The sequence below is a fragment of the Streptomyces sp. WAC05374 genome (genome assembly GCF_004353505.1).
Taxonomy (GTDB): Bacteria; Actinomycetota; Actinomycetes; order Streptomycetales; family Streptomycetaceae; genus Streptomyces.
Genome location: NZ_SMNQ01000003.1, coordinates 400,660 through 423,542 on the forward strand (window position 1 = coordinate 400,660; position 22,883 = coordinate 423,542).

The 22,883-nt window shown below is 73.2% G+C and carries 21 protein-coding genes and 1 pseudogene; 12 read left to right on the top strand and 10 right to left on the bottom strand.

Translation table 11 applies throughout. The annotated features are described in order from the left end of the window. Positions 1-108: 108 nt before the first annotated feature. Both E2B92_RS09445 and E2B92_RS09450 read left to right on the top strand, forming a co-directional pair. Complete coding sequence (locus E2B92_RS09445) at positions 109-1,326, top strand: glycosyltransferase (RefSeq protein WP_126887292.1); 1,218 nt, start codon at positions 109-111, stop codon at positions 1,324-1,326. A 49-nt stretch (positions 1,327-1,375) separates the two neighbouring features. Further along, positions 1,376-1,858, top strand: a complete 483-nt coding sequence (locus E2B92_RS09450) for a MarR family winged helix-turn-helix transcriptional regulator (protein ID WP_126887291.1) — start codon at positions 1,376-1,378, stop codon at positions 1,856-1,858. On the opposite strand, the gene E2B92_RS09455 is transcribed toward E2B92_RS09450, so the two are convergent. The 3 genes from E2B92_RS09455 to E2B92_RS09465 form a co-directional block, all read right to left on the bottom strand. Next, the gene (locus tag E2B92_RS09455) at positions 1,855-2,166 is read right to left on the bottom strand and encodes a cupin domain-containing protein (RefSeq protein WP_126887290.1); all 312 of its coding nucleotides are present in this window, start codon (positions 2,164-2,166) and stop codon (positions 1,855-1,857) included. The genes E2B92_RS09450 and E2B92_RS09455 overlap by 4 nt on opposite strands. Positions 2,167-2,321: 155 nt before the next feature. Continuing rightward, positions 2,322-4,097 (bottom strand): serine/threonine-protein kinase, encoded by a 1,776-nt coding sequence (locus E2B92_RS09460; RefSeq protein WP_160159742.1) that lies wholly within the window; start codon positions 4,095-4,097, stop codon positions 2,322-2,324. A gap of 188 nt (positions 4,098-4,285) precedes the next feature. Next, on the bottom strand, positions 4,286-4,816 hold the full coding sequence (locus E2B92_RS09465; protein WP_200836921.1) for a carboxymuconolactone decarboxylase family protein: 531 nt from the start codon (positions 4,814-4,816) through the stop codon (positions 4,286-4,288). Here E2B92_RS09465 and E2B92_RS09470 point away from each other — a divergent pair. After that, positions 4,806-5,312, top strand: coding sequence for a MarR family winged helix-turn-helix transcriptional regulator (locus tag E2B92_RS09470; RefSeq protein ID WP_126887287.1), 507 nt, complete (start codon positions 4,806-4,808; stop codon positions 5,310-5,312). The genes E2B92_RS09465 and E2B92_RS09470 overlap by 11 nt on opposite strands. Positions 5,313-5,460: 148 nt before the next feature. Next, entirely contained in the window at positions 5,461-6,447 is a 987-nt protein-coding gene (locus E2B92_RS09475) for an aldo/keto reductase (protein ID WP_126887286.1), read from the top strand. Positions 6,448-6,571: 124 nt separating this feature from the next. On the opposite strand, the gene thpR is transcribed toward E2B92_RS09475, so the two are convergent. Continuing rightward, positions 6,572-7,144 (bottom strand): RNA 2',3'-cyclic phosphodiesterase, encoded by a 573-nt coding sequence (gene thpR, locus E2B92_RS09480; RefSeq protein WP_126887285.1) that lies wholly within the window; start codon positions 7,142-7,144, stop codon positions 6,572-6,574. Positions 7,145-7,185: 41 nt separating this feature from the next. On the opposite strand from thpR, the gene E2B92_RS09485 reads away from it, so the two are divergent. After that, positions 7,186-7,695, top strand: a complete 510-nt coding sequence (locus E2B92_RS09485; protein ID WP_126887284.1) for a GNAT family N-acetyltransferase — start codon at positions 7,186-7,188, stop codon at positions 7,693-7,695. Positions 7,696-7,714: 19 nt separating this feature from the next. Here the strand turns inward: E2B92_RS09485 and E2B92_RS09490 are convergent, their stop codons facing one another. Then, positions 7,715-9,049: an MFS transporter gene (locus tag E2B92_RS09490; protein ID WP_126887283.1), complete on the bottom strand. Its 1,335-nt coding sequence runs from the start codon at positions 9,047-9,049 to the stop codon at positions 7,715-7,717. A 28-nt stretch (positions 9,050-9,077) separates the two neighbouring features. Continuing rightward, on the bottom strand, positions 9,078-9,521 hold the full coding sequence (locus E2B92_RS09495; protein ID WP_126887282.1) for a MarR family winged helix-turn-helix transcriptional regulator: 444 nt from the start codon (positions 9,519-9,521) through the stop codon (positions 9,078-9,080). A gap of 131 nt (positions 9,522-9,652) precedes the next feature. On the opposite strand from E2B92_RS09495, the gene E2B92_RS09500 reads away from it, so the two are divergent. Then, positions 9,653-9,841, top strand: a complete 189-nt coding sequence (locus tag E2B92_RS09500; protein WP_126887281.1) for a ribbon-helix-helix protein, CopG family — start codon at positions 9,653-9,655, stop codon at positions 9,839-9,841. Positions 9,842-9,979: 138 nt separating this feature from the next. On the opposite strand, the gene E2B92_RS09505 is transcribed toward E2B92_RS09500, so the two are convergent. Further along, positions 9,980-11,437 carry an NCS2 family permease gene (locus E2B92_RS09505; RefSeq protein WP_126887280.1) on the bottom strand — a complete coding sequence of 486 codons (1,458 nt, stop codon included), beginning with the start codon at positions 11,435-11,437 and terminating at the stop codon, positions 9,980-9,982. Between the two features lie 203 nt (positions 11,438-11,640). On the opposite strand from E2B92_RS09505, the gene E2B92_RS09510 reads away from it, so the two are divergent. Both E2B92_RS09510 and E2B92_RS09515 read left to right on the top strand, forming a co-directional pair. Further along, positions 11,641-11,904 (top strand): DUF2530 domain-containing protein, encoded by a 264-nt coding sequence (locus E2B92_RS09510; protein WP_126887279.1) that lies wholly within the window; start codon positions 11,641-11,643, stop codon positions 11,902-11,904. A gap of 93 nt (positions 11,905-11,997) precedes the next feature. Beyond that, a pseudogene (locus E2B92_RS09515) lies at positions 11,998-14,466 on the top strand (HAD-IC family P-type ATPase); the annotation flags it as partial. 161 nt (positions 14,467-14,627) lie between these two features. Here E2B92_RS09515 and E2B92_RS09520 read toward each other — a convergent pair. Then, positions 14,628-17,729 (bottom strand): sacsin N-terminal ATP-binding-like domain-containing protein, encoded by a 3,102-nt coding sequence (locus E2B92_RS09520; RefSeq protein WP_133087484.1) that lies wholly within the window; start codon positions 17,727-17,729, stop codon positions 14,628-14,630. Between the two features lie 117 nt (positions 17,730-17,846). Further along, positions 17,847-18,770, bottom strand: a complete 924-nt coding sequence (locus E2B92_RS09525; RefSeq protein ID WP_126886704.1) for a DUF3027 domain-containing protein — start codon at positions 18,768-18,770, stop codon at positions 17,847-17,849. Between the two features lie 286 nt (positions 18,771-19,056). Here E2B92_RS09525 and E2B92_RS09535 point away from each other — a divergent pair, with 286 nt between their 5' ends. From E2B92_RS09535 to E2B92_RS09550, 4 genes are read left to right on the top strand one after another with little or no spacing between them, the layout of a single operon-like run. After that, a complete protein-coding gene (locus E2B92_RS09535; protein WP_126886705.1) occupies positions 19,057-20,403 on the top strand; it encodes an MFS transporter in 1,347 nt (448 codons plus the stop codon). Between the two features lie 27 nt (positions 20,404-20,430). Beyond that, positions 20,431-20,910, top strand: coding sequence for a DUF2771 domain-containing protein (locus E2B92_RS09540; protein ID WP_126886706.1), 480 nt, complete (start codon positions 20,431-20,433; stop codon positions 20,908-20,910). 26 nt (positions 20,911-20,936) lie between these two features. Beyond that, complete coding sequence (locus E2B92_RS09545) at positions 20,937-21,638, top strand: futalosine hydrolase (protein WP_399431859.1); 702 nt, start codon at positions 20,937-20,939, stop codon at positions 21,636-21,638. Beyond that, complete coding sequence (locus E2B92_RS09550) at positions 21,635-22,489, top strand: 1,4-dihydroxy-6-naphthoate synthase (RefSeq protein WP_235023745.1); 855 nt, start codon at positions 21,635-21,637, stop codon at positions 22,487-22,489. The genes E2B92_RS09545 and E2B92_RS09550 overlap by 4 nt, the downstream gene beginning before the upstream one ends. A 9-nt stretch (positions 22,490-22,498) precedes the next feature. On the opposite strand, the gene E2B92_RS33965 is transcribed toward E2B92_RS09550, so the two are convergent. Next, positions 22,499-22,882 carry a cold-shock protein gene (locus tag E2B92_RS33965; RefSeq protein ID WP_126886708.1) on the bottom strand — a complete coding sequence of 128 codons (384 nt, stop codon included), beginning with the start codon at positions 22,880-22,882 and terminating at the stop codon, positions 22,499-22,501. Position 22,883 lies beyond the last annotated feature (1 nt).

The following is a 22,883-nucleotide window of genomic DNA, read 5'->3' on the forward strand; positions in this document are numbered from 1 at the left end:
GGAACTCCTTACTCAATGATCTCCGAGGTGGTTGGATCAAGCCAGGACGCGGGCCGCACCTCGGGATGCCGGCCTGGCCGAAGGGCCACGGAACAGGAGATTCACGACGTGCGTGTGTTGTTGTCGACGTATGGGTCGCGCGGGGATGTCGAACCCCTGGTGGGGCTCGCGGTGCGGTTGCGGGAACTCGGCGCGGAGGTGCGGGTGTGCGCGCCGCCGGACGAGGACTTCGCGGCACGGCTGGCTGGGGTCGGCGTGTCGATGGTGGGCGTCGGACAGTCGGCGCGCGCGCTGACGACCGGGGCGCCGCCGCCGTCCAAGGGCAATCTGCCGCAGCGTGCGGCCGACTTGATAACCAGCCAGTTCCAGGTGATGCCCGCGGCGGCCGAGGGGTGCGACGTGCTGGTGGCGACGGGCGCGATGCCGGCCATCGCCGGGGCGCGGTCGGTGGCCGAGAAGCTGGGCATCGGCTACGTGTCCGCGGTCTTCCAGCAGCTCACCCTGCCCTCGCCGCACCGTCCGCCGCTGGCGTACCCGGGGCGGCCGTTCCCGCCGGAGGTGACCGACAACCGGGCATTGTGGGACCAGGACGCCCAGAGCATCGACGCGCTGTTCGGTGAGGCGCTCAACTCCAGCCGGGCATCGATCGGCCTGCCCCCGGTGGACAACGTCCGCGACTACGCCTTCGGCGACCGGCCGTGGCTGGCGACGGACCCGGCGCTGGACCCGTGGCTGGAGACGCCCGACCTCGACGTCGTGCAGACCGGCGCATGGGTACTGCCCGACGAGCGACCGCTCCCGGCGGAGCTGGTGGCCTTCCTGGACGCCGACGCACCGCCCGTGTACGTGGGCTTCGGCAGCATGGCGGTGCGCGGCGGGGAGGATGCGGCCCGGGTGGCCATCGAGGCGGTTCGCGCGCAGGGCCGCCGGGTGCTCGTCGGGCGGGGCTGGGCGGACATGGGCCCGATCGACGACAGGGACGACTGCTTCGCCGTCGGCGAGGCCAACCACCAGCAGTTGTTCGGACGGGTGGCTGCCGTCGTGCACCACGGTGGCGCGGGTACGACGACGACGGCCGCCGGGGCCGGTGCTCCCCAGGTGGTGGTGCCCCAGTTGGCGGACCAGCCGTACTGGGCCGGCCGGGTGGCCGAGCTGGGCATCGGCGCGGCCCACGACGGTCCGGTTCCGACGGTCGAGTCCCTGTCGGCCGCGCTCAGGACGGCCCTGGACCCCGGAACCGGCGCCCGGGCGAAGGCCGTGGCGGGCACGGTCCGCACCGACGGGGCGATGGTGGCCGCGAGACTGCTGCTCGACGCCGTCGGCTGATCCCAAAGGCGTTGACCTCAAGCACGGTTGAGGTCCTACGGTCGTCCGCATGACGACGACAACGACCTCCCCCGCCCCCGCCGACCCCGCCGCCGCCGACGAGGACCTCGCCTCCCAGCCCATCGGCTACTGGAGCGGTGTCGTGCACCGGGCGGTCATCACCCACATCCGCGACGCCATGGCCCGCGTGGACGTCACCCAGCCGCAGTGGTGGACGCTCAACCGGGTCGACGCCGGCGGCGACGTCACCCGCGAGGTCATCGCCGCCGGGCTGGCGGACGTCGCGGACACCCCGCACGACGCCTCCCGCGCCGTCGACCACCTGCTCCACCGGGGCTGGCTGCGTCAGGACGACGACCGGCACCTGCACCTCACCGAGGAGGGCCGCGCGGCCAAGGCCCGCATCAAGGAGCTGGTGACCCGCATCCGCGCGGAGATCCACGACGGCATCGGCGACGACGAGTACGTCGCCGCGCTGAAGGTGCTGCGCCGGATGGCCGCCAACGTGGCGGCGCTCAAGGAGGTGTCCTAGGACGCGGTCGCGATGTGCTCGACGATGACGAGCGTGCCCCGACTGCCGGGGCGGACGGCATGCTCCACGCCCGCCTCGACGACGTACATCTCCCCCGCGCGCACGTCGACCTCGGTCCCGTCGGCCACCAGCCGCAGTGTCCCGTCGATCACCAGCAGCGCTTCGGCCGTGTCATGGGATTCCGGCGCCAGGGGATGTCCGTCCATCCGCAGCACCTTCACCCCGGTGCGGCCGACCTGCGCCAGCAGCAGCGAACTCCAGGCGTCCGGCAGTTCCGTGGCCGTGTTCCGTATGTCGACGAGGTTCATGGCATGCCTCCTGACGGGTCGCCTCGGCCGACGGCTGAAGGAGCCGCCGGAGACGTCCGTGCTCGTGATCAAGGGATGCTGCGACGCTACGACACGGCGGCGCGCCGCTGGTCGACCGTTGGGTAAAACCTCTCCGCCGCGGTCTCGAGCATTCCTCAGGCCCCTATGTCCTCGGCGATCAGGTCGAGGATCGCGCTCAGGAAGGAGCCGGCCGCCCAGACGGCCAAGGCGCTGATCATGGCCGTCCACCAGGCCATGTCCAGCGCCGCGAAGAAGAGCCCGAAGGCGATCGCGCCGAGCAGGATGCCGTTGATGAGGACCTGCCCCACGTTCTTCCACCCGTCGTCCAGGAGGAACGCGGACGCACTGCCGGCGCCGATGGCCATGCCCACTGCCTCACCGGCGCCGGACAGTGCGTCGGCCCACCACGGTTGGTCGGTCTGGGAGGCCATGAGCCAGATGCAGCCGCCGAGGACGATGAGGAACACGGCCAACGACGCGACCACGACGCCGTCCTCCACGCCGGCCGTGCGGAAGCGACCGGTGCGGAACCTGCGGGGATAGATCTGGAAGCGGCGGACGACGAGTTCGGCTCCATACGCGAGCCCCGCGGCGCTCACCCCGCACAGGGCGGAGAGAACGAAGGACAGGTCCGTCGTGGTGAACACCAGACCCGTGGTGCCTGCCCAGGTGAGGAGCACGGTGCCGATCGTCTCGGCGATTTCCCGCCTCTTGACCCGGGCCTGCTGCCGTCGGGCCTCCCTTTCCCGTTCACGCGCCCGCTCCCGCACCCGCGCCCCCGGCTTCGGGGCCATCGGCCGGGCCGGACGGGCCCGCGGGACGGGGACGAGGCCGTCGGCCGCCGAGTACAGGCGCGTGGGCGCCGCGGGCTGCGGCCGTGGCGCGGCAGGGCGGGGCTTCGGCTCCGGCTCCGGGTCCGGCTCCGGCGGGTAGAGCGCGTCCCACCATTCCGACTCCTTGTCGGCCACCGGTTCGCCCTCGGGGTCGTACGGGTCCGTCGGTTCGGGCTCGCGGTCGTACCAGATCACCGGCTCGAGCACGGGAGGCCCGGGTAACACCGGCGCCGGTGCGTCCGGTTGCCGCATCAGCGCCGTCCCCAGGAGCCGCCTCACCTCACCCGCGGTCTGCGGCCGTGCGGCGGGGTCCTCCTTCAGCAGGCGAAGGATCAAACGGTCGAGCCCGGCGGGCAGTCCGGGGCGCAGGCTCCCGGGCGCGGGTGCCACCACGCCCTCCCCGCGTGCCGGGGGCCAACCGGTCACCAGCGCGTACAGCAGGCATCCGAGCGAGTAGAGGTCGGACCGCCGGCCGGCCGATCCCCGTTCCTGTTCGGGGGCCATGTACGCCGGGGTGCCGAGGACCGTCCCCGGCCGCGTCTGGCCGCTCTCCTCCAGCAGCTTCGCGATGCCGAAGTCCAGCACCCGGACGGCACCGCGCTGCGTCACCATCACGTTGGACGGTTTGATGTCGCGGTGCACGATGCCGCTCGCGTGCGCGGTCTCCAGTACCTCGCAGATCCGGTCCGCCCACTCGACGACCTTGTCGAGCTCGGGGAGGGCCGCGTCGAGCGGCTTCCCGTCCGCCCGCTCCCGCCGCGCCCTGTCCAACAGCGCCTGGAGCGTATGCCCGTCCAGCAGCTCCATCGTGATGTAGAAGTCGCCGCCCGCGCCGCCCCAGTCGTACACGGTGACGGCGTGCTCGTGGCCCACGAGGGCGAGCGCGCGTGCCTCCGCGCCCAGCCGCTTCACCGCACGGCTGGCGTGGTCGGCCTCCTGGGGCATGAAGAGGAGCTTGATGGCGACCGACCGGCCGAGCTTGAGGTCCGCCGCCGACCAGACCTCACCCATGCCGCCGCGTCCGAGGCCACGTATCAGCTCGTAGCGCCCGTCGATCGTCTCCCCCGGTTGATGCATGCACAGCCTCCCCGCCCGCGAGTCCGTCATCACCCGGGTGCAGTATGGAGGCGCCGTGGCCATTCCCGGAACGGAACGCACAGAGGCGGACACGTAGTGCCCTCCGGCCACCGTTTCCGCAGGTGCGGAGGTCGCACGCCTGTCCGCGTGCAGGGGATGCGTGCGTGTCGCCGACGCCGTGGAGGCGGCTACGCGCGCGTGAGCCGGTTGGCGAACGTCGACATCGTGTACGTACCGATGCCCATGACCACCTCCAGGGCGTTGCGTTCGGTGTAGCCGTGGGACAGGAAGGCGGCCAGGTCCTCGTCGGACACCTCGCCCGTCGTGGCGTACACGGCGTCGACGAACCGCCGTACCGCTTCGAGGCGTTCGTCGGGCAGCGGGGTGCCGTCGCGGAGGGCGGCGATCACGGCGGTACCGGCGCCCAGGGCACGGAGCTTGCGGGTGTGCAGGTCGACGCAGACCTGGCAGCCGTTGCGGGTGGCGACGGCCATGATGACCGTTTCGCGGGCGACCGGTTCCAGGGTGGTGCGGTCGAACATGGCGGTGAGGGTCATGAACCCCTCCAGCAGCTCCGGTGAGGCCGCCATGCGGGCGACGGCGGGCGGCAGGTGGCCGCCCATGCGGTGGGCGACGGCCTCCATCACGGGGCGGGAGGCGACCGGGGCGGACTCCAGGGTGTGGTCGACGAACAAGGCCGCTCCTAAGATGGACAACATGGTTGACGAAAAGAAGGTAAACCAGGTTGTCGATTCTGGCAAGGGTTATGAGCTGCCCCTGCTGCTCTTCGCGGGTTTCCGCACCCTCATCGACCGCCTCCACGCCGAACTCGCCCGCCAGGGACACCCCGACGTGCGCCCCGCGCACGGGTTCGCCATGCAGGCCATCGGGCCCGGCGGCGCTACCGCCAGCGAGGTGGGGCGGCGGCTGGGCGTGTCCAAGCAGGCGGCCGGCAAGACCGTCGACCGGCTCGTCGCCCTCGGGTACGCCGAGCGCGCCGACGACCCCGCCGACGCCCGCCGCAAGCTGGTCCGCCTCACCCCGCACGGCCTGGACGCCCTCGCCCGCTCGGCGGCGATCTTCGACGAGCTGCGCGCGGACTGGGCGCACACCCTGGGGGCGGATCGCGTCCGTGACCTGGAGGCCGCCCTGCGGACGGTCGTCCCGGCGGACGCCTTCCGGCTCGACGCGGCCGGGTGGCTGGGCGGGGCGTGACGCCCACCCGTGTGGCAGTTCTCGCCGTCGTCATGACCCTGGCCGCCGTGCGTATCGTTGTCCTGCGCGGCTGCACGCGATCACGCGGCAGCGGACGCCCCTCGGCCCCCTTGCTTCGAGCGCGCTCCAAGGCGTTGGCTGTACGACCATGAAGTACACGCAGCTCGGACGCACCGGACTCAAGGTCAGCCGACTCGTCCTCGGCACGATGAACTTCGGGCCCCAGACCGACGAGGCCGGCAGTCACGCGATCATGAACGCCGCCATCGAGGCGGGCATCAACTTCTTCGACACCGCCAATGTGTACGGCTGGGGCGAGAACAAGGGCCGTACGGAGGAGATCATCGGCTCCTGGTTCGCCCGTGGCGGCGACCGGGACAAGGTCGTGCTCGCCACCAAGGTGTACGGGAACATGGAGGCCGACGGGCGCGTCTGGCCCAACCACGACCGGCTGTCGGCCGTGAACATCCGGCGGGCCGTCGAGGCCAGTCTCAAGCGCCTCAACACCGACTACATCGATCTGTACCAGTTCCACCACATCGACCGCCGCACTCCCTTCGAGGAGATCTGGCAGGCCATCGACGTCCTGATCCAGCAGGGCAAGATCCTGTACGCGGGGTCGTCCAACTTCCCCGGCTACAAGATCGCCCAGGCCAACGAGCTGGCCGCCCGGCGGGGCATGCTCGGGCTCGTCAGTGAGCAGTGCCTGTACAACCTGGCCGAGCGCCGCGCCGAGATGGAGGTCATCCCGGCCGCCCAGGACTACGGCGTCGGGATCATCCCCTGGTCGCCGCTGCACGGCGGACTGCTCGGCGGAGTGATCAGGAAGGAGACCGAAGGGGCGCGCCGCACCAGCGGCCGGTCGGCCGACGCGCTGGCCAACACCGACGTACGCCTCCAGGTCCAGGCGTACGAGGACCTCCTGGACAAGCACGGGCTCAAGCCGGGCGAGGTGGCCCTGGCCTGGCTGCTGTCCCGGCCGGGGGTGACGGGGCCGATCGTCGGTCCGCGCACCGCCGAGCAGCTCGACTCCGCGCTGCGGGCCGTCGAGCTGGAGCTGTCGGACGAGGTCCTGACGGAGCTGGACGCGATCTTCCCGGGCCCGGGGCCGTCGCCGGAGGCCTTCGCCTGGTGACGGGCGCCGTCGGGCGGCCGCGGCTCGGTCAGCCGAGCGCGGCCGCCACGGCGATGATCACGAACATCAGCACGAGCACACCGGCCATGATCCGGTTACGGGTCTTCGGGTCCACCCTTCGAGACTAGCTGGCCCTCCCCAGCGGCCAGGACCCGACCGTCTCGTAGCGCGGCCCCCGGCCCGCCTCACCGCCCCCGGGCAGGTTGCTGCGGACGAGGGCCAGCTCGGCCACCTCCCAGCGGGTGCCCTCGAACTCCTGGAGCCGCTCGACGAACGGCCGCAGGTCGGCGGCGTCCGTGCGGCCGCGGGCGATCGTCAGGTGGGCCTGGTAGCGGCGGTGCTCCTCCATCGGGACGCCGGAGCGCCGGGCGGCCGCGTCCGCGCGTTCGGCCAGCAGCCGCATCTCGTCCAGCCCGCCGGCCGCCCCCGTCCACAGCACGCGCCGGCCGAACCGCCCGCCCCCGTGGAGCCGCAGCGGGAACGGCTCGGTGCGGTGGGCGGCCCGGGCGAGCCGGGTGCGCAGCTCCGGCACCAGCTCGTCGTCCACCTCCCCCATGAACGCCAGCGTGAAGTGCCAGCCCTCACGTCCGGTCCAGCGCAGGGCGCCGGCGCCCGGAAGGGAGCGCAACAGGTCGACCTCGGCGGCGAGTTCATCGACGGCCGCCCGGGCGGGCAGCACGGCAGCGAAAAGCCTCATGACGCGAGTCTGGCATGATCGGCGAGCCGTATCCTCGGCCGATGGACAAGGTGGAGATCCGTAAGGGCGGGGCGGACGACGTCCCCGTGATACTCGGCATGCTGGACAGCGCCGTGGTCTGGCTGAACGCGCGGGGGATCACCGACCAGTGGGGCACCGAGCCCTGGTCGGCCAGGCCCCGGGCCGTGCGGCGCGTGCGCGCGACCGTCACGGACGGCATGCCGTGGATCGCGGAGGTGGACGGCGTACCGGCCGGGTCGCTGACGCTGACGCCGTACCCGGGGCCGGACGTGGCGCCCGCCGGCGAGCCGGAGCTGTACGTGCGCTTCCTGGTCACCGACGCCCGCTTCCACGGGCGGGGGGTGGGCAGCGCCCTGCTGGCGCACGCGGTCGGGGAGGCGAGGCGGCAGGGTGTCCCGCTGCTGCGGGTGGACTGTTTCGCGGGCAGCGGCGGGCGTCTCGTGGACTACTACGCGCGCAACGGCTTCACGCCCACGGAGACCTACGAGGTCGACGGCTGGAAGGGGCAGGTGCTGGCCATGCGGGTGTGACCCGCCCCCCTCCGCGCCGTCACGCGGCCGTCGTGAGCCGCTCGCGCGGGACGAACCGCACGTGGGGGTGGCCCCGGCGCAGGTCGACCTTGAGCCGCAGGCCGCCCACCCGGGCCAGCACCAGGCCGATCACCACGGCGGCCGCCAGCGAGACGGCACCGCCCGTGGCGAAGCCGACGCGGGCGCCGTACGTGTCGGTGATCCACCCCAGCAGGGGCGCCCCCAGCGGCGTACCGCCGACGAAGACCATCATGTAGAGGCTCATCACCCGGCCCCGCATCATGGGGTCGGTCGCCATCTGGACCGAGGAGTTGGCGGTGACGTTCACCGTCAGGCCGAGCATCCCGATCGGGACCAGCAGCAGCGCGAAGAGCCAGAACGCCGGGGAGAACGCGGCGGCGACCTCCAGGGCGCCGAAGGCCATCGCCGCGCCGATCAGCAGCCGCAGCCGCGAGGTGCCGCGCCGGGCCGAGAGCAGGGCCCCGACGAGGGAGCCGACGGCCATCAGGGTGTTGAGGAAGCCGTACGTACCCGGTCCGACGTGGAACACGCCGTCGGCGAAGGCGGTCAGCCAGATGGGGAAGTTGAAGCCGAACGTGCCGATGAAGCCCACGAGCGCGATCGGCCAGATCAGCTCGGGGCGCCCGGCCACGTACCGCAGGCCCTCGCGCAACTGGCCCTTGCCGCGCGGGGCGCGCTCCACCCTGTGCAGCTCGCCGGTGCGCATCAGCAGCAGGGCGGTCAGCGGGGCGAGGAAGGACAGGCCGTTGACGAGGAAGGCCCAGCCGCTGCCGATGGAGGCGATCAGGCCGCCCGCGACGGCGGGGCCGACGAGCCGCGCCGACTGGAAGTTGGCGGAGTTCAGGCTGACGGCGTTGCGGAGCTGGGCCGGTCCGACCAGCTCGGAGACGAAGGACTGGCGGGCCGGGGTGTCGACGACGGTGACCATGCCGAGCAGGGACGCGATCAGGTACACGTGCCAGACCTGGACGTGCCCGGACAGGGTCAGCACGGCGAGGGCCAGGCCGCACAGGCCGAGGGCGCCCTGGCTGAGCAGCAGCAGGCGCCGCTTGGGGTAGCGGTCGGCGATGACACCGCCGTACAGGCCGAAGAGCAGCATCGGCAGGAACTGGAGCGCGGTGGTGATGCCGACGGCGGCGGCGGAACCGGTGAGGCTGAGGACCAGCCAGTCCTGGGTGATGCGGGCCATCCAGGTGCCGGTGTTGGAGACGATGGCCCCGGTGAAGAAGAGCCGGTAATTGCGGACCTTGAGGGAGGAGAAGGTCCCGGTGCGGGTGATGGTGTCGTCGGGCTTGTGTGCGGGTGCGGAGTCTGCTCCGTGTCCCGTACTCAAAAGGGTTCGCCTCCTCGTGTCGTACGTCCTACAGGTGCGCGAGCTTCTCCAGCACGGGAGCCGCGTCGCGCAGCTTCGCCCACTCGTCCTCGTCCAGGCCCTCGGCGAGCGTCGCCAGCCAGGCGTTCCGCTTGCGGCGGGACTCCTCGAGCATGGTCTCGGCCGTCTCGGTCTGGGTGACGACCTTCTGGCGGCGGTCGTCGGGGTGCGGCTCCAGCCGGACCAGTCCCTTGGCCTCGAGCAGCGCCACGATGCGGGTCATCGAGGGCGGCTGGACGTGCTCCTTGCGGGCCAGCTCACCGGGGGTGGCGGAACCGCAGCGGGCGAGGGTGCCGAGCACCGACATCTCGGTGGGGCTCAGCGACTCGTCGACGCGCTGGTGCTTCAGGCGTCTGCCCAGCCGCATGACGGCGGAGCGCAGGGCGTTCACGGCGGCTGCGTCAGCGGGGTCACCGTGGGAAAGGTCAGGCATGTATTTAGCGTAACTCATTACCCTGGCTAAATACCACCCGGGAAGGGTGCGGTGAGAGGCGTCACCCGTATGAGTGAGAGGAGGCCGAAAAGTGACGCGGGGGGAGCGGCGGGGCGGCGACTCTGTGCGGCATGGGATCGACAGTGCTCAGCCTGCGGATAGACGGAGAGCTGCTCGACCGGGTCCGGCGCCACGCCGCCCGCAGCGGCATGAGCGTCCAGGACTACGTGGTCCGGACGCTGGTCCGGGACGACTTCGACGAACGTTTCGAGGCGGCGGTCGACGAGACGAACCGCTTCTACGACACGCGCGGCGCCTGACGGGCGGTGCGCCACGGCGGTGAGCACCCGGGGGTGTCCCCCGGCGGCACGCGAAAGCCGCCGGGAGGTCCCCCGGCGGCACGCGAAGGCCACCGGGGCGGTGTGCCCGCGCCCGGTGGCCACCTGGGACGGCGCCTCTTACGTGAGGCCCAGCGACGGCATCGCGTAGTAGAAGGCGAAGACCGCCGAGACCGCGTACATCGCGACCGGCACCTCGCGGCCGCGTCCCGCGGCGAGGCGGAGCACCGTGAAGGCGATGAAGCCGATGCCGATGCCGTTGGTGATCGAGTACGTGAACGGCATCATCACCATCGCCAGGAAGGCCGGCACCGCGATGGTGAAGTCGCTCCAGTCGATGTCCTTGACCGAGCCCGCCAGGATGAGGAAGCCGACCGCCAGCAGGGCGGGGGTGGCCGCCTGCGAGGGGACCATCGTGGCGAGCGGGGTGAGGAAGAGGGCCACCGAGAACAGGCCGCCCGTGACGACGGACGCCAGACCGGTGCGCGCGCCCTCGCCGACGCCCGCCGTGGACTCCACGAAGCAGGTGGTGGCCGACGAGGAGGTCGCGCCGCCGGAGGCGACGGCCAGGCCGTCCACCAGGAGCACCTTGTTGATGCCCGGGAAGTTGCCGTCCTTGTCGATCAGCTTCGCCTCGTCGCCGACGCCGAGGATCGTGCCCATCGCGTCGAAGAAGCAGGACAGCAGGACCGTGAAGACGAAGAGGCACCCGGTGAGCAGGCCGACCTTCTCGAAGCCGCCGAACAGGCTCACCTCGCCCACGAGCCCGAAGTCGGGCGTGGCGACCGGGTTGCCCGGCCACGTCGGGGTCGTCAGGCCCCAGGACGGGACGGTCGCGACCGCGTTGATGACCATCGCGAGGATCGTCATGACCACGATCGAGATGAGGATCGCGCCCGGCACCTTGCGGATGATCAGCGCCAGGGTGAGCAGCGTGCCCAGGACGAAGACCAGGACGGGCCAGCCCGTGAGGTGACCGCCCGCGCCGAGCTGGAGCGGGACGGTGGTGTGGGCGGCGTCCGGGATGCGCGAGACGAACCCGGAGTCGACCAGGCCGATCAGCATGATGAACAGGCCGATGCCGATGGCGATGCCCTTGCGCAGGCCGAGCGGTACGGCGTTCATCACCCGTTCCCGCAGCCCGGTGGCGACCAGCAGCATCACCACGAAGCCGGCCAGCACGACCATGCCCATGGCGTCCGCCCAGGACATGCGGGGCGCGAGCTGGAGGGCGACGACCGTGTTGACGCCGAGACCGGCCGCCAGGGCGATCGGCACATTGCCGATGACGCCCATGAGCAGCGTCGAGAAGGCGGCGGTCAGCACGGTGGCGGTGACGAGCTGGCCACCGTCGAGCTGGTGCCCGTACATGTCCTTGGCGCTGCCGAGGATGATCGGGTTCAGCACGATGATGTAGGCCATCGCGAAGAAGGTCGCGAATCCGCCGCGTACCTCTCGGGCGACCGTGGAGCCACGCTCCGAGATCTTGAAGAAGCGGTCCAGGCGGCCGCTGGTCGGCTGCTGGGGGGACGGCGGCTGGGCGCCGGCGTCCGTCAGCGTGGTGGCCGAGGAGGGCATGCGAAACCTCATGGTGCGGGGGCGGGGGAACCGGTCAGGACCGGTCGCGTTTGGTCATTCACACGAAAGAAACCGGTCAGACACAAGACGTTTCAGTATGAACGCATCAGTCGAAGATCGGTATCTCCGCGCGTAGAGCGGGCGCGCGCAAGGGCCCCCGAGGGCCGCCGGACCGCTCCGGGCCCCGCACCTACACTGTGCGCATGGCGAAGTGGACCCCCAAGCACGAGGCACCCGAACCCCTGGAGGGTCCGGTCGTCGCCACGATCACCGGCGGCACGATCATCTGGTTCGTCCTCTTCCTGGCGCAGGTCCCCTTCTACGGCTGGTTCGCCGACCGCGACCTCACCTGGTGGGTGTGGACCTGCCTCGCGGGCGGCGGGCTCGGACTGCTCGGCATCTGGTACGTGCGCCGGCGGGACGCGGCGCTCAAGCGGGCGGCCGCCGAGGCCGCCGACGAGGACTGACGTACCGCCACGGGACCATTCCCGTCGTACCGGGGGCGGATCTTCCCGCCGCTCGCGGTGTGCGGGCGCGAGGACGGTCGTACCGTCGGAACCATGACGCAGCGGGCGAAGATCGAGACCGACGGCTCCGAACCCGGCTCCGGCGGCACCGGCGTGGGCGGGCGCACCATCGACGCGGGGGCGGAACTCGACCCCGTGCACCCGGTCACCCCGCCCGTCCTGCACCGGCCCCGCGGGCTGACCGCCGCCGAGGTGGCCGAGCGGGTCGCCCGCGGCGAGGTCAACGACGTACCCGTCCGCAGCTCCCGCTCCACCGTCGACATCGTCCGCGGCAACGTCTTCACCCGCTTCAACGCGATCATCGGCGTGCTGTGGGTGATCATGCTGATCGTCGCCCCGATCCAGGACAGCCTGTTCGGGTTCGTCATCCTCGCCAACACCGGCATCGGCATCGTCCAGGAGCTGCGCGCCAAGAAGACCCTCGACTCCCTCGCCCTGATCGGCGAGGTCAGGCCGACCGTCCGGCGCGACGGCGAGTCGGCCGAGGTGCCCACGTCGGAGATCGTCCTCGGGGACTGCATCGAACTCGGACCGGGCGACAAGGTGGTCGTCGACGGCGAGGTCGCCGAGGCGGACGGCCTGGAGATCGACGAGTCGCTCCTCACCGGCGAGGCCGACGCCGTCCTGAAGAAACGCGGCGACCAGGTCATGTCCGGCAGCTTCGTCGTCGCGGGCGGCGGGGCGTTCACCGCCACCAAGGTGGGACGCGACGCCTACGCGGCGCAGCTCGCCGAGGAGGCGTCCCGCTTCACGCTCGTCAACTCCGAGCTGCGCAACGGCATCTCCACGATCCTCAAGTACGTGACCTGGATGATGGTCCCGACCGCGATCGGGCTCATCATCAGCCAGCTCGTCGTCAAGGACACCGACTTCAAGGAGTCGGTCGCCCGGACGGTCGGCGGCATCGTGCCGATGATCCCCGAGGGGCTCGTCCTGCTCACCTCCGTCGCCTTCGCCATCGGCGTGATCCGGCTCGGCCGCAAGCAGTGCCTCGTCCAGGAGCTGCCCGCCATCGAGGGCCTCGCCCGGGTCGACGTGGTGTGCCTCGACAAGACCGGCACCCTCACCGAGGGCGGCATGGACGTCACCGAGCTGCGCACCCTGGGCGGGACGGACGAGGCGTACGTACGCAAGGTCCTCGGCGCGCTCGGCGAGTCCGACCCCCGCCCGAACGCCTCCCTCCAGGCGATCATCGACACCTACCCCGACAGCGACGACTGGCGGTGCACCCAGGCGCTGCCGTTCTCGTCGGCCCGCAAGTACAGCGGCGCGGCCTTCAGCGAGGGCGACGGACAGAGCAGCACCTGGCTGCTGGGCGCGCCCGACGTGCTGCTGCCCGACGGCGACCCGGTGCTGGACGAGATCGAGGACCTCAACCAGCAGGGGCTGCGCGTCCTGCTGCTCGCCCGGGCGGGCGGCGAACTGGACGACCCCGGCGTGGCCGGCACCGCCGAGGCGGCCGCGCTCGTCGTCCTGGAGCAGCGGCTGCGGCCCGACGCCGCCGACACCCTCGCCTACTTCGCCGACCAGAACGTCGACGCCAAGGTCCTCTCCGGCGACAACGCCGTCTCCGTCGGCGCGGTCGCCGGAAAGCTCGGCCTGCCGGGCGCCGAGCGGACCGTCGACGCCCGCCGCCTGCCCGCCGAGCGGGACGAGATGGCGAGCGCCCTGGGCGAGGGCGCGGTCTTCGGGCGCGTCACCCCGCAGCAGAAGCGCGACATGGTCGGCGCGCTCCAGTCGCACGGGCACACGGTCGCGATGACCGGCGACGGCGTCAACGACGTCCTCGCCCTGAAGGACGCCGACATCGGCGTCTCCATGGGCTCCGGCTCGGAGGCGACCAAGGCCGTCGCCCAGATCGTGCTGCTGAACAACAGCTTCGCCACGCTGCCGTCGGTCGTCGCGGAGGGACGGCGGGTCATCGGCAACATCACCCGCGTCGCCACGCTCTTCCTCACCAAGACCGTCTACTCGGTGCTGCTGGCGATCCTGGTGGTGTGCTTCCAGGTGGAGTACCCCTTCCTGCCCCGGCACCTGACGCTGCTGTCCACGCTGACCATCGGCGTGCCGGCCTTCTTCCTGGCGCTCGCGCCGAACAAGGAGCGCGCCAAGCCGCACTTCGTCCGCCGCGTCATGCGGTACGCCGTCCCGGCCGGCCTCACCGCCGCCACCACGACCTTCGCCACCTACCTGCTGGCCCGCACCCACTACAGCGGGGCGGGGGCGCTCTCGGCCGAGACCAGCGCGGCGACGCTCACCCTGTTCCTGGTGTCGCTGTGGGTGCTGGCCATCATCGCCCGGCCGTACACCTGGTGGCGGATCGGGCTGGTCGCGACGATGGGCGCGGGCTTCCTGCTGGTCCTCGTGGTGCCCTGGCTGCAGGACTTCTTCGCCCTGCGACTGGTCGGGACCACCCTGCCGTGGGCGGCGGCGGCCGTCGCGGCGCTGGGCGGGGTGGTCCTGGAGCTCGCGTGGCGCTGGGTGGGCCGGCGCTTCCCGGCGGACGGCCGGGAGGAGCGACAGGACGGACCCGCGCCGGACGGGCCCGGGACCGACGGCACGGCGGCGGACGGGCCCCGGACCGACGGGACGGCCCCGGACCGGACCCGGACCCGGACCCGGACCGACGGGACCGCGCCGGACGGGCCCGGGACCGGCCGGGGCTAGTCGAACCAGCGGTCGCGGGCCAGCTCCGCCGTGCGGGAGGGGTCCTCCAGCAGCGCCGCCACCTCGAAGCGCCGCGGCCACTGGCCCGCCGCCCAGGCGAGGCCCGCCGCGACGCCCTCCAGGGTGGCGGCGTGCAGGACACCGTCCGCGGTGCGCCGCCAGTCCAGCTCGACACCGCCGGCCCGCAACTCCTCGTGCTCGACGTACGTCGCGGGCGTGCCCGGCCCGAGCAGGGCGTGCACCGACTCGGGTACGTCGTGCTCCTCGCCCTCCGTCGAGACCTCCGCCTCGACCTCCTCGCTCAGCCGCCGCACCTGGAACAGCTCCGCCAGGTCCGCGACCCGCCCCGGGGCGACCGGCAGCAGCGGGCGGCCCGCCGAGAGCGGCAGCAGGTCGGGCGCGTCGGCGACCAGCGCGTCGGCCGCGTCCACCACCCGTACCTCGCCGTCCACCACGGCGCGCAGGTGGTCGGGGAGGGTGACCTCCTCGGGGTCGAGGTCGGCGAGCAGGGTGTAGAGCCCGTGCAACTGGGCGGCGCCCACCGCACGCTCCGGATCGGCCAGCCGCGCCAGCAGCTCCGCCGCGCCGCCCGGCTCGTCCAGCAGGGCGGCGACGGTGGTCCGGACGCCCAGGGCGTGCAGCACCTGCGGGTCGCTGAACCCGGTCGCGATGTCGACGGCGTCGTACAGCCCCTCCAGCAGCGGGTCCGCCCCGGCGGCGCGCAGCCCGGCCGGCCGGCGCCCGTCCAGCACGGGGTGGTCGCGCAGCCACCAGGCGGTGTACGGGCGGACCGTCTCGGTCGTGCCGTCCGGCAGCAGCACCCGCACCAACTGGGTCAGCGCGTCGCGCAGCGGCGGCCGGGCCAGCAGCGCCAGCGCCTCGGGCCAGGCGTCGTCGTCCACCAGGTCCAGGTCCCGGACGGCGACGATCTCGGTCGCCACCGGCGGGACGGGAGTCTCCGGCAGCCGGTCCAGCACGTCCTCGCACCACACGTCGACCGCGTCCAGCAGCCCGGCGTCGTCGGGCTCGGCGAAGTCGCCGTCGCGGGGCTCCAGTTCGTCCGGGTCCAGGACCACGTCGGTGGCCCGCACCAGCGCGAAGTTCGCCAGCACCCCGCACGCCGCGAGCGGCTGCTCGCCCCACCGCTCGGCCAGTTCGGCGTCCACCAGCGCGAGTTCGTCCTCCCGCATCACGGAGGCGAACGGGCTGCCGGGCAGCACCAGTTCACCGGCGGGGGCGAGCTCGCCCTCCTCGTCGGGCAGCGCCAGCGCGCCCAGCCACGGCTCGTCGCCCGGCTCCAGACCGGCGTCGCGCACGAGGGTGAGGACCGTCTCGGCCAGTTCCTCCGGGTCCGGGGCCTCCTCGTCCCAGACGTCCGCACCGTCGAGGGAGGCGGCCACGGCGGCCCGCACCTGCGGCGTGGTGAGCACGGCGCGCGGGGTGGCGGGCAGGGCGCCCAGCTTCTCCAGGATGGGGTGGGCGGCGTCCGGGTGGGCGACCTTCAGGCCCAGCCGGGTCAGGTCGGTGGGCGTGTCCGGAAGCGGCAGCAGCACGTGCCGGGGGCCGGTCGCGGTACGGCCGCCGACCAGCGGCACGGGCAGGCCGGTGAGCCGGTCGGGGTCGACGCCCGCGAGCGACTCGTACAGCCGGTGCCACCACTCGGGGGTGCGCTCGGTGCCCGCCAGCCGGTCGATGGCGTCGCCGAGGGGCAGCCGGGCCACGCCGAGGGCGCGCAGTTCGGTACGGCGTTCCAGGCCGGCGGGCAGCAGCGTCGGCAGGACCTCCGCCAGGACGCGTACGGTGTCGGCGCCCGCGCCCTCGACGACCTCCGCCTCGAACGGGCGCAGCGCGTGCAGCTCCTCCGACGGGGCGGCGGGCGCGAGGAACGCCACGCGGGGCAGCAGTTCCAGGACGGCGCCCCGGATCGCCCCGTCCAGCACGCCCTTGCCGAGCGGTCCGGGCACGAGGTCGATCGTGCCGGTCGACACGGGCCGCCAGTCGGCCAGCAGCTCGGCGTACGCGTCGGCGGCCCGGCGCACCAGGAAGTCGGTGAGCGGACCGGGCGCCGGGTGGCGGCGGGTGGTGTCCAGCGGGAACGTCGCGATCAGCAGGGCGGGGATGCCGAGCGGCTCGTCGGTGGGCGTCGGGGCGTGCACGACGGGGGCGGTACGGGGGCGGGCGGGCGCGCCCTCGTCGTCCACGGGCACGGCCCAGGTGACCGCCCAGTGCGGGCGCAGCCGCTCCTCGACGGGCCGGTCCTTCAGCAGCTCGGCGTCGATGGCGCCCTGGTGGCTGACGGTCCGCCAGCGGCGCGTGCCGCCGTCGGTGTCGTCGACGTGGACGTACCCCTCGTGCTCCCGGCGCGTGAGGGTCCGCGTCCCGGCCGGGGTCTCCACGACGACCTCGGTGAGCCCCGGCAGGGTCAGCAGCAGGGCGTCGTCGACCCCGGCGAGCAGCCGCTCGGCCAGGTCCACGGCGGCGGCGTCCCGCAGCGGCAGGATCACCACCGTGTCGTAGCCGTCCGGGGCGGTGCCCTCGGCGGGCAGCGGGAGCCGCAGCAGCGGTACGTGGCCGTCGCGGCGGCGCAGTTCGTCGCCCAGGCCGGGGCTGGCCTGCGCGGCCCCGGCGGCCAGCTCGCGGGCCTCGCGCAGCGACCACCGCACGCCCCCGTGGCGGCCCACGACCGCCGGCTCGTCGCTCACCGCCAGCACCGCGGCGAACCCGACGCCGAAGCGGCCGACCGCGCCCTCGTGCCCCTCCCGCTTGGCGGACGCGCGCAGGGTGCTGAGCGACTCGACCCCGGTCGCGTCCAGGGGCGCGCCCGTGTTGGCGGCCGCGAGCACGGCGGGGCCGTCCGCCCCGCCGGGGTGCAGCGTGAGCCGGAGCCGTCCGGGCACCTTGGCCCGGGCGGCGGCGTCGGCGGCGTTCTGCGCCAGCTCCACCACCAGCCGGTCCCGGTACCCGCCGAGCGCCAGGTCCTCCTCGGCGTTGGCGTCCTCCCGGAACCGCGCGGGCCCCGCGCCCCACGCGTCGAGCACCCCGCGTCGCAGCCGCGCGGTCCCGAACGGGTCGGCCCCCTCGGTCGCCGTCGCCCTCACGCTCACGTGTCGCTCCGCTCTCTCGCCCTGCGCGTCGTTACGGGGCCCGAAGGTACCGCGTCGACGGGACGCCGGGTCCGGGGCCCGCCCCGCGAGGGGACGCGCCCGGCGGGAGGGCTAGCTGTGGCCCAGGTCCTCGGAGGCGGCGTCCGGGGAGACCGGGGGGACCGAGCCGCTGTCGCGGGCCGGGCGGAGGGGGAACGCGTCGGCGCCCATCGAGTCCAGGACCGGCGGCGCCGGGCGCGGGGGCTTGGGCATGACGGCCGCCTCGGAGTGCCCGCCGCAGCCGTACGTCAGCGACACGACGTGCCCGTCGGCGGGCGAGAACTCGTTGGCGCACACGCCGAACGCCTGCTTCAGGGAGCCGCCCAGCGGCATCAGGAACCCGCACGACACGCACGCCGCCGGGGCGGCCTGCGCCATCGGGGTCTTCGCCCCGAAGTTCTCCTCCCACCGGTCGGCCGCGACGTGCAGCCCGTACCGCGACAGGACCCGCGCCCGCCGCATGCCCAGCTCCTCCGCGACGGCCGCGATGGTGCCGCGCGAGGGCGTACGGGTGACGAGGTCGGCGTCCTCGGAGTCGACCAGCTCGGCCATCTCCTCCGACACCGGGGAGTTCGGCGGCGGCACGTCCTCGCCGGTGTAGCCGGGCTCCAGGCGGAGGTCGTCCTGCTCGGTGGGCAGCAGGTCCCCGGGGCCGAGGTCGCCGGGGCGCAGCCGCTCGCTCCAGGGCACCCACTCCGGTGCCAGGAGGGCGTCGGGTCCCGGCAGCAGGACCGTCTCGTCGAGGGTGACGACCTTGGCGCGGGACGCCCGGGCGACCGTCACGGCCCAGCGCCAGCCCCGGTAGCCGGGCTCACGGCACTCGAAGAAGTGCGTGACGACCCGGTCGCCCTCCGCGACGACACCGGTGTGCTCGCCCACCTCCCCCGGCGCGGCCACCTCCGCGGCCGCCTCCCTGGCCAGGTCCACCGCCTCGGCGCACAGGCGGTCGGGGGCGGGGGTACGCGCAGTACGGCTTCGCGTCGTCGCAGCACTCACAGGTCTCGCTCATCTCCTACGCCGTCTCACAGGTGCGCCGGCCGATTCGCGAAGTACGGGCGGCGGGCGGAGCGGACCAGGGGGCCGCATCGACGTCCGCGCCCGACGTGTCTCGGGCACACCTATCGTCATCCATTCTGCGGGATGCCGAAGAGGCGCGCGGCCGAGAACTTCCGCCGGTGGCGCGCTACGCACGCTACCCCCTCCGCAGCCCGCCGCCCACCTGCCCGCCCCAAGTAGCCCTCATCACGGTTCACTGAAGAGGCTGCTGGGGCACTATGACGAGGTGGCAGCCGTGAGGTCGTCCGACGAGGCCGGGCCGCTCCGGAGGGCGGGCCGGCGGGTGGGCCGTGCCCTGCACCTGCCGTTCACCGGCACGGCGCGCGGTATCCGGAAAGCGACCCACGCCCACGGCGCGGGTGAATCCGGTCTCGGCAAACTGATCGAGCTGCACGCCGTGAACGGCGCCGGGGACGTCATGATCACCGTCGCGCTCGCCTCCACCGTCTTCTTCTCCGTCCCGACCGACGAGGCCCGTGGCCGGGTGGCGCTGTACCTGGCCGTGACGATGGCCCCGTTCACGCTCCTCGCCCCGGTGATCGGCCCGCTGCTGGACCGGCTGCCGCACGGCCGGCGCGCGGCGATGGCGGGCGCGATGGCCGCCCGGGTGGTGCTCGCGATCGCCCTGTCGGGCGCGGTCGTCACCGGCGATCTGGAGCTGTATCCGGCGGCGCTCGGCGTCCTCGTCGCGTCCAAGGCGTACGGCGTGGTGCGCAGTGCCGTCGTCCCGAGACTCCTGCCGCACGGCTTCTCGCTGGTGAAGGCGAACTCGCGGGTGACCCTCGCCGGTCTGCTGGCGACGGGCATCGCCGCGCCCGTCGGGGTGGGGCTGCAGCAGATCGGGCCGCAGTGGCCGCTGTACGGGGCGTGCGTGCTGTTCACCGGAGGAACGTTCCTGGCGCTGTCGATGCCCCACAAGGTCGACTCGGCGAAGGGCGAGCGCAAGGCCCACATGCTGACCCACGGGGAGCGCAAGCCCAGCCTCCGCACGGTCGGCCCCTCCGTCCTGCACGGCCTCCAGGCGAACGCCGCGCACCGGGTGCTCTCCGGATTCCTGATCTTCTTCCTCGCCTTCCTGCTGCGCGAGCACCCGCTGTCGGGACAGAGCGCGGCGGTGTCGCTCGGCATCGTCGGCGTGGCGGCGGGCGTGGGCAACGCCTGCGGTACGGCGCTCGGCGCACTGCTGCGCTCCCGGGCGCCGGAGCTGATCGTGGCCGCGATGGTGACGCTCGCGATGTCGGCGGCGATCGTGGCGGCGGTGTTCTTCAGCGGGGTGGCCGTGGCGGCGCTGGGCGCGGTGGCGGGGCTGTCGCAGGCGCTGTCGAAGCTGTCGCTGGACGCGATGATCCAGCGGGACGTACCGGAGGTGGTGCGGACGTCCGCGTTCGCCCGCTCCGAGACGCTGCTCCAGATGTCGTGGGTGGTCGGCGGGGCGATCGGCATCGCCCTGCCGCTGAACGGGCCCCTCGGCATGTCGGTCGCGGCGGCGATCCTGGCACTGGGTGTGGCGGTCACGGTCCGGGGGCTGCTGTCGGCGGCGCGCCGCGGCACGCCGCACCCCCGCGTGGCGTGATGCGGGGCGGCGTATAGCCTTCGAGCCATGACCGTTGCGTTCTTTTCCGGTAAGGCCCGCCGGGCCGGCGTCGCTCTGGGTGCCGTCTCCGCCGGACTCCTCGTACTCTCCGCCTGCGACAAGCCGACGCCGCTCGCGACCGTGACGGTCGGGTCCGACTCGGTCAACGCCGAAGCGACCTGCTACAACGACGGGAAGGCGATCAAGGAGTCGCAGATCCAGTCGTGCCTGAACAAGAAGGCGGAGAAGACCATCACGGTCTCGGCCGACGACCGCGTCCGCTTCGGCGTCGACCCGGAGATCGCCGAGAACGGCTGGACGCTGTTCATCGGTGGCCAGCAGGCCGAGCAGGAGCCCTACAAGAAGACGTACCGGTCGATCCCGGCCAGCGCGTTCCTCTCCAGCCAGACCGGTGAGACGTCCAACACGGCGCAGATCAGCATCGTCGAGACGAGCGGCAAGAAGCTGACCGGCATCTGGCACTTCGAGCTGAAGAAGGAATCCTGACGCTCCGCGTCCTGGTCGTGACGGCGGTGGCGGCGGAGTCGGACTCCGTCGTCACGGGCCTCCACGGCTACGAGGCGGCCGCCCCGCGCGTCCTGCCGTCGGGCCACACCGTGACGTGCCTGGCCGCGCCGGGCGGCCCCGTCGTGGACGTGGTCGCCGGGGGCGTGGGCCCCGCCGCGGCGGCCGTCGCGGCCACCGGCGCCCTCGCGGCCGCCCCGTACGCGTACGACCTCGTCGTCTCGGCCGGCATCGGCGGCGGCTTCCCGCCGCACGCGCCCCTCGGGGCGGTCGTCGTGTCCGACGCCGTCGTCGCGGCCGACCTGGGGGCCGACACGCCCGACGGTTACGTCGCCGTCGAGGAGCTGGGCTTCGGCCGTTCCGTCCACCTGCCGCCGCCCGGCCTGCCCGCCCGGATCGCCCGGGCCCTGCACGAGGGCGGCCGGCCGCACGTCGTCGCGCCGGTCCTGACCGTGTCCACGGTCACCGGAACCGCCGCCCGCACCGCCGAGCTGATCGCCCGTCACCCCCGGGCCGGCGCGGAGGCCATGGAGGGGTTCGGCGTCGCCGAGGCGGCCACCGCCCACGGCGTCCCCGTCGTCGAGATCCGCGCCGTCTCCAACACCGTCGGCCCGCGCGACCGCGCCGCCTGGCGCATCGGCCAGGCCCTGGACTCGCTGCGGCACGCCTGCGGGCTGCTCGGCGCCACCGTCTTCCTGGAGGACCTGTGAGGATCGCGTACTCCCCGTGCCCGAACGACACGTTCGTCTTCCACGCCTGGGCGCACGGCCTCGTCCCCGGCGCGCCCCCGCTCGACGTGACGTTCGCGGACATCGACGTCACCAACGGGATGGCCGAGCGCGGCGAGCTGGACGTGCTGAAGGTGTCGTACGCCGCCCTGCCCTGGGTGCTGGACGACTACGCCCTGCTGCCCTGCGGCGGCGCCCTGGGCCGGGGCTGCGGCCCGCTGGTGCTCACCCGGGAGCCGGGCCATGGGGGTATCTCCCTGCTCGGGGGACTTGCGGGGCGCACGGTCGCCGTGCCGAGCGAGCGCTCCACCGCCTACCTGCTGTTCCGGCTGTGGGCGGCGGACGTCGTCCCCGGCGGGGTGGGCGAGGTCGTGGTGATGCCGTTCCACGAGATCATGCCGGCGGTGCGGGACGGGAAGGTCGACGCGGGCCTGGTCATCCACGAGGCGCGCTTCACCTACGGGCAGTACGGACTGCACCGGCTCGCCGACTTGGGCGAGCACTGGGAGGCCACCACGGGCCTGCCGATCCCGCTGGGCGCGATCATCGCCAGGCGGTCGCTGGGCGCGGACACGCTGAAGCTGCTCGCCGAGTCGGCGCGCGCGTCGGTCCGGATGGCCTGGGACGACCCCGGGGCGTCGCGCGCCTACGTACGCGCCCACGCCCAGGAGATGGACCCGGCCGTGGCCGACCGGCACATCGGGCTGTACGTCAACGACTTCACCGCCGACCTCGGCGAGGACGGCTACGCCGCGGTGCGGGCGCTCCTCACCCGCGCGGCGGCCGAGGGGCTGGTGCCGCCCCTCGGCCCGGACGCGCTGTCGTTCCCGTAGTCGGTGGGGCTAGACGTCGAGCTGGTCCGCCACCGCGCGCAGCAGGCCCGCGATCTTCTTGCCGTGGGCCTTGTCGGGGTAGCGGCCGCGCTCCAGCATGGGGGTGATGTTCTCCAGCAGCGTCGTCAGGTCCTGGACGATCGATGCCAGTTCGTCCGGCTTGCGCCGCTGTGCCGCCGCGACCGACGGCGTCGGGTCGAGGACCGTCACCGAAAGCGCCTGGTCACCGCGCTGGCCCGCGACCACGCCGAACTCGACGCGCTGGCCGGGCTTGAGGGCGTCGACCCCGGCAGGGAGCACCGACGAGTGCACGAAGACGTCGCCGCCGTCGTCGCGGGAGAGAAAGCCGAAGCCCTTCTCGCTGTTGAACCACTTGACCTTGCCGGTAGGCACG